The organism is Streptomyces sp. NPDC042638, assembly GCF_040647235.1.
Classification (GTDB): Bacteria; Actinomycetota; Actinomycetes; order Streptomycetales; family Streptomycetaceae; genus Streptomyces; species Streptomyces rameus.
This window is the reverse complement of the sequence record NZ_JBEZBT010000001.1, coordinates 118,903-132,514: the sequence shown is the minus strand read 5'-3', so window position 1 is coordinate 132,514 and position 13,612 is coordinate 118,903. Positions and strand designations below refer to the sequence as shown.

The 13,612-nt window shown below is 72.1% G+C and carries 13 protein-coding genes; 10 read left to right on the top strand and 3 right to left on the bottom strand.

Annotated features, from left to right (window positions below; translation table 11 throughout):
* Positions 1-9: 9 nt before the first annotated feature.
* The 6 genes from AB0B40_RS00610 to mscL all read left to right on the top strand — a co-directional run bounded on the left by AB0B40_RS00610 (position 10) and on the right by mscL (position 5,891).
* Complete coding sequence (locus tag AB0B40_RS00610; protein WP_362262039.1) at positions 10-1,548, top strand: potassium/proton antiporter; 1,539 nt, start codon at positions 10-12, stop codon at positions 1,546-1,548.
* Positions 1,549-1,870: 322 nt separating this feature from the next.
* Positions 1,871-3,166, top strand: coding sequence for an MFS transporter (locus AB0B40_RS00605; RefSeq protein ID WP_362261764.1), 1,296 nt, complete (start codon positions 1,871-1,873; stop codon positions 3,164-3,166).
* A 67-nt stretch (positions 3,167-3,233) separates the two neighbouring features.
* On the top strand, positions 3,234-3,548 hold the full coding sequence (locus AB0B40_RS00600) for an FmdB family zinc ribbon protein (RefSeq protein WP_345056370.1): 315 nt from the start codon (positions 3,234-3,236) through the stop codon (positions 3,546-3,548).
* A 100-nt stretch (positions 3,549-3,648) separates the two neighbouring features.
* A complete protein-coding gene (locus AB0B40_RS00595; protein ID WP_345056372.1) occupies positions 3,649-4,482 on the top strand; it encodes an S-methyl-5'-thioadenosine phosphorylase in 834 nt (277 codons plus the stop codon).
* Between the two features lie 173 nt (positions 4,483-4,655).
* Positions 4,656-5,276 carry a hypothetical protein gene (locus tag AB0B40_RS00590; protein ID WP_362261760.1) on the top strand — a complete coding sequence of 207 codons (621 nt, stop codon included), beginning with the start codon at positions 4,656-4,658 and terminating at the stop codon, positions 5,274-5,276.
* Positions 5,277-5,414: 138 nt separating this feature from the next.
* Positions 5,415-5,891 (top strand): large conductance mechanosensitive channel protein MscL, encoded by a 477-nt coding sequence (gene mscL, locus AB0B40_RS00585; RefSeq protein WP_345056376.1) that lies wholly within the window; start codon positions 5,415-5,417, stop codon positions 5,889-5,891.
* Positions 5,892-5,910: 19 nt separating this feature from the next.
* Here the strand turns inward: mscL and AB0B40_RS00580 are convergent, their stop codons facing one another.
* Positions 5,911-6,087, bottom strand: a complete 177-nt coding sequence (locus AB0B40_RS00580) for a hypothetical protein (RefSeq protein WP_202515082.1) — start codon at positions 6,085-6,087, stop codon at positions 5,911-5,913.
* A 106-nt stretch (positions 6,088-6,193) separates the two neighbouring features.
* On the opposite strand from AB0B40_RS00580, the gene AB0B40_RS00575 reads away from it, so the two are divergent.
* The 4 genes from AB0B40_RS00575 (at position 6,194) to AB0B40_RS00560 (ending at position 10,890) form a co-directional block, all read left to right on the top strand.
* Complete coding sequence (locus AB0B40_RS00575; protein ID WP_362261756.1) at positions 6,194-7,432, top strand: low temperature requirement protein A; 1,239 nt, start codon at positions 6,194-6,196, stop codon at positions 7,430-7,432.
* Positions 7,433-7,473: 41 nt separating this feature from the next.
* Complete coding sequence (locus AB0B40_RS00570; RefSeq protein WP_345060459.1) at positions 7,474-8,499, top strand: P1 family peptidase; 1,026 nt, start codon at positions 7,474-7,476, stop codon at positions 8,497-8,499.
* 266 nt (positions 8,500-8,765) lie between these two features.
* Positions 8,766-9,986: an Ig-like domain-containing protein gene (locus AB0B40_RS00565; RefSeq protein WP_345060461.1), complete on the top strand. Its 1,221-nt coding sequence runs from the start codon at positions 8,766-8,768 to the stop codon at positions 9,984-9,986.
* A gap of 157 nt (positions 9,987-10,143) precedes the next feature.
* Positions 10,144-10,890, top strand: a complete 747-nt coding sequence (locus AB0B40_RS00560) for a DUF6227 family protein (protein WP_345060463.1) — start codon at positions 10,144-10,146, stop codon at positions 10,888-10,890.
* Between the two features lie 142 nt (positions 10,891-11,032).
* On the opposite strand, the gene AB0B40_RS00555 is transcribed toward AB0B40_RS00560, so the two are convergent.
* Together AB0B40_RS00555 and AB0B40_RS00550 are read right to left on the bottom strand one after the other, a co-directional pair.
* Positions 11,033-11,284 carry a hypothetical protein gene (locus AB0B40_RS00555; RefSeq protein WP_345060465.1) on the bottom strand — a complete coding sequence of 84 codons (252 nt, stop codon included), beginning with the start codon at positions 11,282-11,284 and terminating at the stop codon, positions 11,033-11,035.
* Positions 11,285-11,404: 120 nt separating this feature from the next.
* Complete coding sequence (locus AB0B40_RS00550) at positions 11,405-13,549, bottom strand: fructose-specific PTS transporter subunit EIIC (RefSeq protein WP_362261751.1); 2,145 nt, start codon at positions 13,547-13,549, stop codon at positions 11,405-11,407.
* Between the last annotated feature and the right edge of the window lie 63 nt (positions 13,550-13,612).

The following is a 13,612-nucleotide window of genomic DNA, read 5'->3' as shown; positions in this document are numbered from 1 at the left end:
TAACCGGGGATCACCGGCCCGGATTCCGAGGAGGAACGCCCGCTGACTGTCCACCACCTCAACCAGCTTCTGCTCGTCTGCTCCGTCGTCCTGCTCGTCGCCGTCGCGGCGGTCCGGATCTCCTCGCGCAGCGGGCTCCCCAGTCTGCTCGTGTACCTGGGGATCGGCGTCCTCATGGGTCAGGACGGCATCGGCGACATCCACTTCAACAGCGCCGAGGTGACCCAGGTCATGGGCTACGCGGCCCTGGTCGTGATCCTCGCCGAGGGCGGCCTGGGCACGAAGTGGAAGGAGGTCCGGCCGGTCCTGTCGTCCGCCTCCGTGCTGGCGACCCTGGGGGTCGCGATCAGCGTGGGGGTCACCGCGGCGGGGGCGCACTGGCTGACCGGGCTGGAGTGGCGGCAGGCGCTCATCATCGGCGCGGTGGTGTCCTCGACGGACGCGGCGGCGGTCTTCTCCGTGCTCCGGAGAATTCCCCTCCCCGCGCGCGTGACGGGCACGCTGGAGGCGGAGTCCGGCTTCAACGACGCCCCCGTGGTCATCCTGGTCGTCGCCTTCTCCACGGCCGGCCCGGTCGAGCACTGGTACGTCCTGCTGGGCGAGATCGCCCTGGAACTGGCCATCGGCGCGGCCCTGGGGATCGCCGTGGGCTGGATCGGCTCCTGGGGACTCAAGCACGTGGCGCTGCCCGCGTCCGGCCTCTACCCGATCGCCGTGCTCGCGATCGCCGTCACGGCGTACGCCGCCGGCGCCCTGGCGCACGGCAGCGGCTTCCTGGCCGTCTATCTGGCCTCGATGGTGCTCGGCAACGCCCGGCTTCCGCACTGGCCCGCCACCCGCGGCTTCGCCGAGGGGCTCGGCTGGATCGCGCAGATCGGCATGTTCGTCGTGCTCGGCCTGCTGGTCACCCCGCACGAGCTGGGCGACGACGTCTGGCCCGCCCTGGTCATCGGGCTGGTGCTGACCATGGTGGCCCGGCCGCTGAGCGTGGTGTTCAGCCTGGCGCCGTTCCGGGTGCCCTGGCAGGAGCAGGCCCTCATGTCGTGGGCGGGGCTGCGCGGCGCCGTGCCCATCATCCTGGCGACCATCCCCATGGTGAACGGCGTCACCGGCAGCCGCCGCATCTTCAACATCGTTTTCGTCCTGGTCGTCGTCTACACCCTCGTCCAGGGACCGACCCTCCCCTGGCTGGCGCGCACCCTGCGGCTCGGCGAGAAGGGCGAGGCGTCGGACCTGGGCATCGAGTCGGCGCCCCTGGAGCGGCTGCGCGGGCACCTGCTGTCCGTCTCCGTCCCCGAGGGCTCCCGGATGCACGGGGTGGAGGTCGGCGAGCTGCGGCTGCCGCCCGGCGCCGCCGTCACCCTGGTCGTCCGCGAAGGAGAATCGTTTGTGCCGTCGCCCACGACGGTGCTGCGGCGAGGCGACGAACTGCTGGTCGTCGCCACCGACCCGGTCCGTGACGCGGCGGAGCGGCGCCTGCGCGCGGTCACCCACGGCGGCAAGCTCGCGGGCTGGCTGGGCACGAACGGGGCGGGCCCCGGACGGTGATCACCGGGCGGCGGAGGCCCCCGGAACCCGCGCGAGCTGGGAAAGCGCGCGTTACGGGAGGTTTTCGCACGCATCACGCCCACGCCGATCACAGGCTGACGAGCGCGACGGTGCGCAGTTTCACAGGTGCACAAGCCCTTGATCCCTGTAGTATCAAGGCACCCTGATCGAACCAACTCTGTCTGATGCAGAGCTGGCGCGACCGTATGGCGGCCGGAGCGCCCTCCGTAGAGGCACCGGTATCTACCGCAGTTCTGCGCAAGAGGACAGCTCTCGGCGCCCCCGCACGGGCGCGCTACCAGGCGGAAGAAAGGCACGGGCCGTGGTGTCCACGGTCACCACCGAGCCGGCGGAGAACCCGTCGGCATCGACCCGCCCGGGATACGGACAGCTGCTGCGCACCCGCGGCGCCTGGACGTTCCTGCTCCCCGGCTTCGCGGCGCGCCAGCCGTTCGCGATGCTCACCATCTCCATCGTGCTGCTGGTGCAGCACACCACCGGCTCGTACGGCGCGGCAGGCGCCGCCGCTGCCGCCACCGGCGTCTCCATGGCGCTGTTCGCGCCCTACAGCGGCCGCCTCGCCGACCGCTACGGCCAGCGCGCCGTACTGATCCCCGGGGTGCTGGTCCACACGGTCTCCGGTCTGTCCCTGACGGCGCTCGCGCTGGCGCACGCGCCCCTGTGGGTGCTGTTCCTGGTGGCCGTCCCCACCGGTGCCTCGGTGCCGCAGGTAGGCCCGATGGTGCGCGCCCGCTGGGGCGTGAAGCTCCAGGGTTCGCCCCTGATGACCACCGCGGCGGCGTTCGAGTCGGTCACGGACGAGCTGACCTTCGTCTTCGGGCCGCTGCTGGCGACCGCCCTGTGCACCGCCGTGACGCCGGCCGCGGGCCTGGTCACGGAGGCCGCGCTGACCCTCGTCGGCGGTCTGCTGTTCGCCGCGCAGAAGAGCACGCAGCCGTCGGTGAGCGCGGAGAGCGGGCACGCGCGCGTGAAGCACGCCTCGGCCCTGAGCATCCCGGGCGTGCGCGTCCTGGTCGCGACCTTCCTGGGCATCGGCTCGGTCTTCGGCGGCATGCAGGTGTCCCTCGCGGCCTTCACCGAGTCGATCGGCGAGCCCGGTCTGAACGGCGTCCTGTACGGCGTCTTCGCCGCCGGGAACATGCTGTCCGGCGTCGTCTGCGGCGCGATCGCCTGGAAGGTGGCCCCCCAGAGGCGCCTGGTCGTCGGTTACGCGGCGCTCGCGCTGGCGGCGTCCGCCCTGTGGACCGCGCACTCGGTGCTGCTGCTCGCCGCGCTCGGCCTGCTGGTCGGCATGTGCATCGCGCCCTCGCTGATCACCGGCTACACGCTGGTCGAGAGCCTGGTCCCGGCCGGCGCCCGCACCGAGGCCTTCACCTGGCTGACCGGCGCTGTCGCACTCGGCCAGGCCGCCGCGGTCACGGTCTCGGGACAGCTGGAGGACCGGCTGTGGGAGGGTGCCGGATTCCTGGTGCCGATGGCCGGCACCGTGCTCGCGCTGGTCACCCTGGTGGCCCTGCGATCGCGGCTCGTCGCACCGCCCCGGAACCGTACGGTCGCGCGTGGCGTCGGTCACCGCGTCCCCGTCACGGTGGACTGATCCCCGGGAATACGTCACTATGGACCGTCGTTAGCACTCATCGAGTGAGAGTGCCAGGAGGAAGACAGTGCCGACGTACCAGTACCAGTGCACCGAGTGCGGCGAGGGCCTTGAGGCGGTGCAGAAGTTCACCGATGACGCCCTGACCGACTGCCCCAGCTGCAACGGCCGCCTGAAGAAGGTGTTCTCCGCCGTCGGCATCGTCTTCAAGGGCTCCGGGTTCTACCGCAACGACTCGCGCGGCTCCTCGTCGAGCAGCGCCCCGGCGTCGAAGCCGGCCGGCTCGTCGTCCGACTCGAAGGCGTCCTCGGCGACGCCCTCGTCCTCGACGACGTCGTCCTCGTCCTCGTCGAGCTCCACCAGCAGCAGCTCCGCCGCCTGAGATCTCTCCTCAGGGCCCTGCCGTCGCCGCGACGGCAGGGCCTTCGGCGTTCCCCGGCGCCCGGTCCCCCGCCGTTTCGCGGCCCGCTAGTGTGCGGGGCATGGCGAACGCAGAGATCGGCGTAATCGGCGGTTCGGGTTTCTACTCCTTCCTCGACGACGTGACCGAGGTCCAGGTGGACACCCCCTACGGAGCGCCCAGCGACTCCCTCTTCCTCGGTGAGATCGCCGGCCGGCGGGTCGCCTTCCTGCCCCGGCACGGCCGCGGCCACCACCTCCCGCCGCACCGCATCAACTACCGCGCCAACCTGTGGGCACTGCGCTCGGTCGGGGTCCGGCAGGTGCTGGCCCCGTGCGCGGTGGGCGGGCTGCGTCCCGAGTACGGCCCGGGCACCCTGCTCGTGCCGGACCAGCTGGTGGACCGTACGAAGTCCAGGACGCAGACCTACTTCGACGGGATGCCGCTGCCCGACGGCACCGTGCCGAACGTCGTGCACGTGTCCGTGGCCGACCCCTACTGCCCCACCGGGCGGGCCGCCGCGCTGAAGGCGGCCCGCGGACGGGACTGGGAACCGGTGGACGGCGGCACGCTGGTCGTGGTCGAGGGCCCGCGCTTCTCGACGCGCGCCGAATCGCTGTGGCACCAGGCCCAGGGCTGGTCGGTGGTAGGCATGACAGGTCACCCGGAGGCGGCGCTCGCCCGGGAGCTGGAGCTGTGTTACTCGTCGCTGACCCTGGTCACGGACCTCGACGCGGGCGCCGAGACCGGTGAGGGCGTCTCGCACGACGAGGTGCTGCGGGTGTTCGCGGCCAACGTGGACCGGCTGCGCGGTGTGCTGTTCGACGCGGTGGCGGCGCTGCCGGAGACCGGGGCACGGGACTGTCTGTGCGTGAACGCGCTCGGCGGGATGGACCCCGGGTTCCCGCTGCCGTAGGGCGTCCGGGGGCTCTGTGACGTTCGGTGAGCCCGGGGGCGGGGGCTGAACTTCTCGTTCGGGTGAGCGAGTTGTCCACAATCCGCTCGTGGTCCACCGGCTCCGGCGGGATCCGGCGCGAGGCCTCATCGTGGCTTCGCAAGCCGAACTCCTCGCCGCAGGCGGTGATCCCCATGCCTTCGCCCTCCTCGACCCCGGCCCCCTTCCCCTCCCCGCTCCCTCCTCCCACTCGGCCGCCCACCCGCTCCTCGGCGCCGGCTGCCTTCCGGCTGCCGCGCCCGCTGGGCACCGACGCGCCGGCGACCCGCGAGGTGCCCCCGTTCGACCCGGTCCGGGTGCGCGGCGGGCGGTATCGGCTGCAGAGGCTCGTACGGCATCGCAGGCGGGCCGTCGCGGCCGGTCTCGCGGTGACGGCGGCGGCGCTCGTGGCCGCGGGGCCCCGGAACGGGGCGGAACCGCACGGCGCCGAGCGGCGCCCGGGACACCGGGCCGCGGAGCCCGTACGACGGCTCCCGGCGGTGGATCTGGTGACGGCACCGGTACGGATCGCCGACGCCGCCACGGTGCGGTTACTGCGCCCCGGTGACCGCGTCGATGTCATCGCGGCGCAGGACCCGTCCACCGGGGGTGGTGCCCGGGTGCTCGCGCGCGGTGTGCGGGTGACACAGGTGCCGGAGCCGCCGGCCGACGCCGTCGACAGCGGGGCCCTGGTCGTGCTGTCGGTGCCGCGAACCACCGCGCCGCGTCTGGTGGGCGCCGGCGCCACCGCCCGCCTGGCGGTGACGCTGTGCTGAACCAACTCGTACGCGCTGTAGGCGGCTTGCCGTCAAGCGCCCCGATCGAGGCGCGGAACTGGACAGACCCGCCGCACCGTGCCGTAGGTTGCGGAGCGTTTCGTTCCACACCCTGTGCATGCAAGGAGAGTCCCCGAGGTGAGCGCGAAGAAGGAAGCGAGCGTCTGGCAGGGCTTCAAGGCCTTCCTGATGCGCGGCAACGTCGTCGATCTGGCAGTAGCGGTCGTCATCGGCGCGGCCTTCACGAACATCGTCAACTCGCTGGTGAAGGGGATCATCAACCCGCTGGTCGGAGCGATCGGCACGCAGAACCTCGACGGCTACAGCTCCTGTCTGAAGGGGCGGTGCACGCAGGCCGCGGACGGCACGCCGACGAGCGGAGTGCGGATCATGTGGGGCTCCGTGCTGGGCGCCACGCTCACCTTCCTGATCACCGCGGCGGTGGTGTACTTCCTGATGGTCCTGCCGATGTCGAAGTACCTGGCCCGGCAGGCGGCCCGGAAGGCGGCGCGGGAGGGCACGAAGGAGGTCGTCGAGGTGAGCGAGCTGGAGGTGCTCAAGGAGATCCGCGACGCGCTGGTCGCGCAGCGCGGCTCCGGGCACGACGCGCGCTAGCCGCGCGCCCGCGGACGGCTCAGAGGTGGTGGGGCGGCTTCTCGTCGAGGAAGCGCTTCAGGTCGGCGGCGCTGTCGCCCTCCGTGCGTTCGCCCCACCCGCGGTCGGTGTCGTCCGAGGTCTGCTGGTCCAGCGGATCGTCGAAGACCAGCGCGGGCTTCGGGGCGCGCGGCTCGGGTTCGGGGGCGGTGCTCATACCTCAAGGGTACGGGCACCCCGGGAATGGCCCGGCGGGTTCCGCTTCGTTCGCTTATGAACCGGTTCACAAGATTTCCTGGCGGTTTTCTGCTGTTCTGGACACCATGACGTCGAGTTCCGGTCAGACGGCCGCCCCCTCCGGCACGCCGCAGCCGCCAGGCCCTCTGCGGCCGCTCACCGCGCGCGGTCGCGACGAGGCCCACCGCGTCGCCTCCCCACTGGAGCTCCTCTTCGACCTGTGCTTCGTCGTCGCGGTCGCCCAGGCGGGCGTGCAACTGGTGCACGCCGTCGCGGCGGGCCACGCGGGCGACGGGATCCTCAACTACGCGATGGCCTTCTTCGCCATCTGGTGGGCCTGGATGAACTTCACCTGGTTCGCCTCGGCGTACGACAACGACGACGCTCTCTACCGGATCGTCACCCTGGTGCAGATCGCCGGCGTGCTGGTCCTGGCCGCCGGCATCTCCCGGGCGTTCACGGAGCACGACTTCCTGCTCGTCGTGCTCGGCTACGTGATCATGCGGCTGGCGATGGCCGGGCAGTGGCTGAGAGCCGCGAGATCCGCCCCGGACGCGGAGCGGACCGCCGCGCTGCGGTACGCGAGCGGCGTGCTGCTGTGCCAGGTGGGCTGGCTCGGGCTGGTGCTGCTGCCCGAACCGGCCCGGCCCTGGGTCTTCCTGGTGATGGCGCTGGCGGAGCTGTGCGTGCCGCCCTACGCCGAGAGACGCCACGAGACCTCCTGGCACCCGCATCACATCGCCGAACGCTACGGCCTGTTCACGATCATCGTGCTCGGCGAGACGATCGCCGCGGCCACGGTCGCCGTGAAGTCGGCCGTGGACGACCACGACGCGCTGACCGAGCTGTTGCCCATCGCCGCCGGCGGACTGCTCATCGTCTTCTCCGCATGGTGGATCTACTTCGTGGTCCCCATCCACGGTCACCTGCGCTCCCGAGGACGGGCGTTCGTCTGGGGCTACGGCCACTATCTCGTCTTCACCTCGGCGGCCGCGATCGGCGCGGGCCTGGAGGTGGCCGTGGAACAGGCGGTCGGCACGGCGCACATCTCCGCCCTGTCCGCCTCGGCCGCCGTCACCCTGCCGACGGCCCTGTACCTGCTGACCGTATGGACCCTGCACGCACGTCATTACAAGGTCGGTCCCGCCCAGCAGCTGGTACTGCCGGTCACGGCTCTGCTGGTGGTCTGCTGCACCTTCCTGGCCCACTGGGCGGTGCTCGCGGCGGGGCTCGTCTCCTCGGCCGCGGTGGTGACCGGGGTGGTGCTGACGGCGCGCATGGCCGGCCGGGAGCGCGGGGCCCGCGCCGCCGGCCCGGCCGGCTGAGCGCCTCGGGGAGCGCGCCGGACGGGGGCAGACTGACGTCCATGACAGCTGACGCATTGACGGATGTCGCCGGGCTGCGGGTGGGGCACGCCACCCTCACCGGCGACGGCCGGCTCACCGGCACCACGGTCGTCCTCGCGCCCGAGGGCGGCGCCGTAGCCGCCGTGGACGTACGGGGCGGCGGCCCCGGCACCAAGGAGACCGACGCGCTCGACCCGCGCAACGTCGTCCAGAGGATCGACGCGGTCGTGCTGACCGGAGGCAGCGCGTACGGGCTCGACGCGGCGTCCGGGGTGATGGCCTGGCTGGAGGAGCACGGGCGGGGCGTGCCGGTGGGGTCCGACCCGGCGCACGTCGTACCGGTGGTGCCCGCCGCGTGTGTCTTCGACCTGGGGCGCGGCGGGGACTTCCGCGCCCGTCCGGACGCGGCGACGGGACGTGCGGCGGTGGAGGCGGCGGCGGCCGGCGCGTCGGGCGCACGGGTGCCGGAGGGGTGTGTGGGCGCCGGCACGGGCGCCGTCGTCGGGCAGCTCAAGGGCGGTGTGGGCACGGCGAGTACGGTGCTCGACTCGGGGATCACGGTGGCCGCGCTGGTGGTCGCGAACGCCGCGGGGTCGGCGATGGACCCCGGGACGGGGGTGCTGTACGGGGAGTTGCTCCAGGGCCGGATCGCGTACCCGGAGGACGGTGTGCACGAGGCCGCGCGCCGGCGCCTCGACGAGACCGCCGCCGCGAACACCCCGCCACCGCTCAACACGACGCTGGCGGTGGTCGCGACGGACGCCGGTCTCTCCAAGGCGCAGGCGCAGAAGCTCGCGGGCACGGCGCACGACGGGATCGCCCGCGCGGTACGGCCGGTGCACCTTCTGCACGACGGGGACACGGTGTTCGCGCTCGCCACCGGCGCGCGCCCGCTCGATTCGCACCCCCTGGCACTGAACGGCATCCTCGCCGCCGGCGCGGACCTGGTGACGCGCGCGATCGTACGGGCGGTGCGCGCGGCGGAGTCGGTCGACGGGCCGGGAGGGGCGTGGCCGTCGTACGAGGAGCTGTACGGGAAGAGGTAGGACCGGCTCCGGGGCAGGAGGGACGGAAGGGGGCGCGTGCGGCGGAGCCCGGCACGCGGCCCCCTGTCCGTGGGCGCGACGGTCAACGATGCGGCCTCCGCGCGCTGTTCCGGAGGGGGGACAAGGGGGTCCCAGGCCGGGGATTGTCGCGGTTCTGTCACGTGATGGCGTTCATCGGACCCGGCGGGAACCTTCCCCGCCGTCCGCGCCCTCTTTCTCCACGCAGCCGAACGGATCACCCACTTCACACGAACCTGGAGCAGCCCGTGACAACGCCGGACATTGCAGCGCGGCGCGTACTCGGGGCCTGTGCCGCCCTGATGGTCGGCGCCCTCACCCTGACCGCCTGCGGCGGCAGCGCCAACGCGAACAACGACGACGGCAAGGGCGGTAAGGAATCCCCGAAGACGTCGACGGCGAAGATCGCGATCTCGGCCAAGGACGGCTCGACCGGGGCGTCCATCAACGCCACCGGGGTGAAGGTCAGCGACGGCAAGCTGACCGACGTGAAGATGACCGTGGCGGGGTCGGGGCAGGCCGTGCCCGGGGCGATATCCGCGGACGGCAGCGTCTGGAAGCCGAAGGAACGTCTGGAGCGCGGGACGAAGTACCAGATAGCCGCGACCGCGAAGGACTCCGCGGGGCGTACGGCGGCGGCCAACTCCATCTTCACCACCGTCTCCTCGTCCAACAGCTTCATCGGCACCTACACGCCCGACAACGGCGCGACCGTCGGGGCGGGCATGCCGGTGTCGTTCACCTTCGACAAGGCGATCACCGACAAGAAGGCCGTGCAGTCGCACATCACGGTCAATTCCAGCAGTGGCCAGCAGGTGGTCGGGCACTGGTTCGGCGACCAGCGGCTGGACTTCCGGCCGCAGGACTACTGGAAGGCCGGCTCCAAGATCACGATGCGCATCGACCTGGACGGGGTCCAGGGCGCGAAGGGCGTCTACGGCGTCCAGAAGAAGTCCGTCTCCTTCACCATCGGCCGGTCGCAGGTCTCCACGGTCGACGTCAACACGCAGACCATGACGGTCGTGCGGGACGGCAGGACCATCAAGACGGTGCCGATCTCGGCGGGCAGCGCGCAGCACACCACGTACAACGGGCAGATGGTGATCTCGGAGAAGTTCGTGCAGACCCGCATGAACGGCTCGACGGTCGGCTTCGGCGGCGAGTACGACATCCCGGACGTGCCGCACGCGATGCGGCTGACGTCGTCGGGAACGTTCATCCACGGCAACTACTGGTACAGCCAGAGCAACCCGCCGTTCGGCCGGGAGGGCACCAGCCACGGCTGTGTCGGCCTGGCGGACGTCCAGGGGGCGCAGGGCGCCACGTCCGCCAAGTGGTTCTTCGACAACTCGCTCATCGGGGACGTCGTGATCGTGAAGCACTCCCCCGACAAGACCGTCGACCCCGACAACGGCCTCAACGGATGGAACATGACGTGGAGCGCCTGGACCGCGGGAAGCGCCGTCTGACCGGCGGGTTTTGACAGGACGAGGGGCCGCGCGGGAACTTTTCGCGCGGTCCCCGTGTTTTCCCGGCGTACGTTTTCTCGGTTCCCGGACATGATGTCCGACCGAGGGGCTACGGTATGCACCCACAAGGTGACATGCAGCAACGCCGGGAGATGTCTTGAGCGTTCCGTACGAGACCGCAGCGTACGAACCAGCCGAGTCGCCCGAGTCTCCGGAGGAGCATCTCGCGCGACTCCTCGGCCGTGCCCTGAACTCCTTCGAGCTGCCGGACGAGGTGATAAGGCAACTCGACTGTGCGCTGGCGCACGACAGTTCACTGCACTCCGCCTATCACAGCGCGGGGCTGCACCGTGAGACGTACCGGCACACCTGGTTGCTGGCCGACGGCTCGGCGGTCACCCTGTGGGAGCTCGTGCACAACCATGCGCCCGGCAGCGCCCCGGAGCACGAGGTGTACGTCGACGAGGAGGAGTTGCAGACCGCCACGGCACGGCTCGGGCTGCCGCCGGACACGCAGGACTTCGAGCTTCCGTCGCTGACGGGGCTGTGGGCGATCCCCGAGCCCCGGCACGTGTTCGCCTCCGAGGACTCCGCGGACCACGCGCGCCGGCTCCTGCGCCGTGCGGAGAACGCCGACCGGCCCGGCGCGCAGACGGCGGCCCTGCTGGCGACGGCCACCGCGCACCAGATCACGCAGGCGTTCGGCAGGCCCGGGCGGGCCGGGCGCGGGGGCCTGAGCTACGCGCTGTACGAGCACGCCTTCCTGCTGCCCGACGACACCGAGATCTCCCTGTGGGAGGTCGAGCACACGGCGACGCCGGACGGGCGGCACATGTGCGAGGTGTACATGTCGGAGGACGCGGCCCGGGACGCGATGGAGCGCCGCGCGGCGAGGCAGGGATAACCGCGGAGCCCGACCGGGACGACCGCAGGCACCGCCGGGACGACCGGGGAAACGCGGCAGGGACGACCGGGAGGCACAGCCGGGCTCCGGGCCTCTTCCGTGCCGGCCGCTCCCTGCCGTCGCGGGCCGCGCCACCCCGTTGTCAGCCGCCCGCGAACTGCCGTACCAGGCCCGCGAACGCGTCCTGTTCCGCGGGAGTCAGCTCCACGGACTCCTGTGGGGGGCCACCCCGGGTCTGGCTTGGCAGGGCCGGGAGCGGCGCCGGGGGGCGCCGGATGGCGGCCTGGAGGTTCGTACGCCGCAGCAGGCGCAGCAGGACGGCGGTCCACGCGACGGCCGTCACGGCGAGTACGGCCACGCCGATCAGCTGGAGAGTCGGGGCGTGCTCAGGCATACGCCCAGTACACACCACGGTCCGGGACTTTGAGCCCGGACCGTGACGTATCTCGCAGGTGCCGTGAACAACTCACAGCGAACCAAAGGGACAAGGCGCCTGGAGGGAGCGGTACGGCGGTCAGGCCGCTATCGGCTCCTTGGTCTCCTTCGTCGTGCCGGACGGCGGCGAGGCGGGACCGGTGGCCGTGGACTCCGGGCTCTCCTTGCGCATCCCCTTGAGGAGCACCACCAGGACCGTGGTGACACAGACGCCGACGGCGATGGCCAGCAGGTAGAGGAACGGGTTGCCGATCAGCGGGACCACGAAGATGCCGCCGTGCGGGGCGCGCAGGGTGGCGCCGAAGGTCATCGACAGGGCCCCGGTCAGCGCGCCGCCCACCATGGAGGACGGGATGACCCGCAGTGGGTCGGCCGCCGCGAAGGGGATCGCGCCCTCGGAGATGAAGGACGCGCCCAGGACCCAGGCGGCCTTGCCGTTCTCGCGCTCGGCCGGGGTGAACAGCCTGCCGCGCACGGTGGTGGCCAGGGCCATCGCCAGCGGCGGCACCATGCCGGTCGCCATCACCGCGGCCATGATCTTCATGGCGGAGCCGCTGGGGTCGGCGACCGCGATGCCGGCGGTGGCGAAGGTGTAGGCGACCTTGTTGACCGGACCGCCCAGGTCGAAGCACATCATCAGGCCGAGCAGGGCGCCCAGCAGGACGGCGTTGGCACCGGTGAGGCCGCTCAGCCAGTCCGTGAGGCCCTTCTGGGCGGAGGCGATGGGCTTGCCGATCACGACGAACATCAGGAAGCCGACGATCGCCGAGGAGATCAGCGGAATCACCACCACCGGCATGATGCCGCGCAACGCCACCGGGATCCGCACCCGCTGGATCGCCAGCACCACACCACCGGCGATCAGACCGGCCGCCAGGCCGCCGAGGAAGCCCGCGTTGATGTCGAGGGCGATGGCGCCGCCCACGAAACCGGGGACGAGGCCGGGCCGGTCGGCCATGCCGTACGCGATGTAGCCGGCCAGGACCGGCACGAGGAACTTGAAGGCGACGCCGCCGATCTGGAAGAGCAGGGCGCCCCAGCTGTCGGTCTGCGTCCACATGAAGTGGTCCATGACCGAGGGCGCCTTGCTGACCTGCCAGCCGCCGATCGCGAAGCCCAGCGCGATGAGGAGACCGCCCGCGGCGACGAACGGAACCATGTAGCTGACGCCGGACATCAACCACCTGCGCAGCTTGGTGCCGTAGCCCTCGCCGGAGTCGCCCGCGCGCTCCACCGGCGTGCCGGCCGACGCGTGCGCCGGGGCGCTCACCTCGCCGCGTGCCGCCTTCTCGCGGACCTCCGCGATGAGGTCGGCGGGCCGGTTGATGCCGGCCTTCACGCCCACGTCGACGGTCGGCTTGCCCGCGAAGCGGTCCTTGTCGCGTACGGCGACGTCGTGCGCGAGGATCACACCGTCCGCCGCCGCGATCACCGCCGGGTCCAGCCGGGTGAAGCCGGCCGAGCCCTGCGTCTCGACGACCAGTTCGACGCCCGCCTCGCGGCCGGCGTTCTCCAGGGACTCGGCCGCCATGTAGGTGTGCGCGATGCCGGTCGGGCAGGACGTGACGGCGACGATACGGAACGGGCGGCCGGCACCGGAACCGGCACCGGTGTCGGTGCCGGTGCCGGTGCCGGTGCCGGTGCCGGCATCCGCCGCGGCGGTGTCCTCGGAGGCGTGCGCAGCGCCCACGGCGCCCTGGGCTGCACCTTCCCGTACGCCACCGGCGTTCGGGCCACCGCCGGCGCCCGCGGAAGCGCTCGGCGCCCCCTGGGCCGACGGCGCCTCGTCCCCCCGGATCAGAGCCGCCGCCGTGTCCGCGTCGCTCACCGCCCGCAGCGCGGAGGTGAACTCGGCGTTCATCAGCTGGCGGGCGAGGGAGGAGAGGATCGTGAGGTGCGCGTCGTCGGCGCCGGCGGGCGCCGCGATCAGGAAGATCAGGTCGGCGGGGCCGTCCGCGGCACCGAAGTCGATGCCGGCGGCGCTGCGGCCGAAGGCGAGAGTCGGTTCCGTGACGTGCGCGCTACGGCAGTGCGGGATGCCGATGCCGCCGTCGAGGCCGGTCGGCATCTGCGCCTCGCGGGCGGCCACGTCGGCGAGGAAGCCCTCCAGGGAGGTGACCCGGCCCTGGGCCACCATGCGCTCGGCGAGGGCTCGGGCCGCCGCTTCCTTGGTGTCGGCGGACAGGTCGAGGTCGACCAGATCCGCGGTGATCATGTCGCTCATCGCGGGCTCCTCTGCGCGCGTATCGCCCGGGGGGTGGGGAGGGCGGGGGTGGGGGTGGGGACG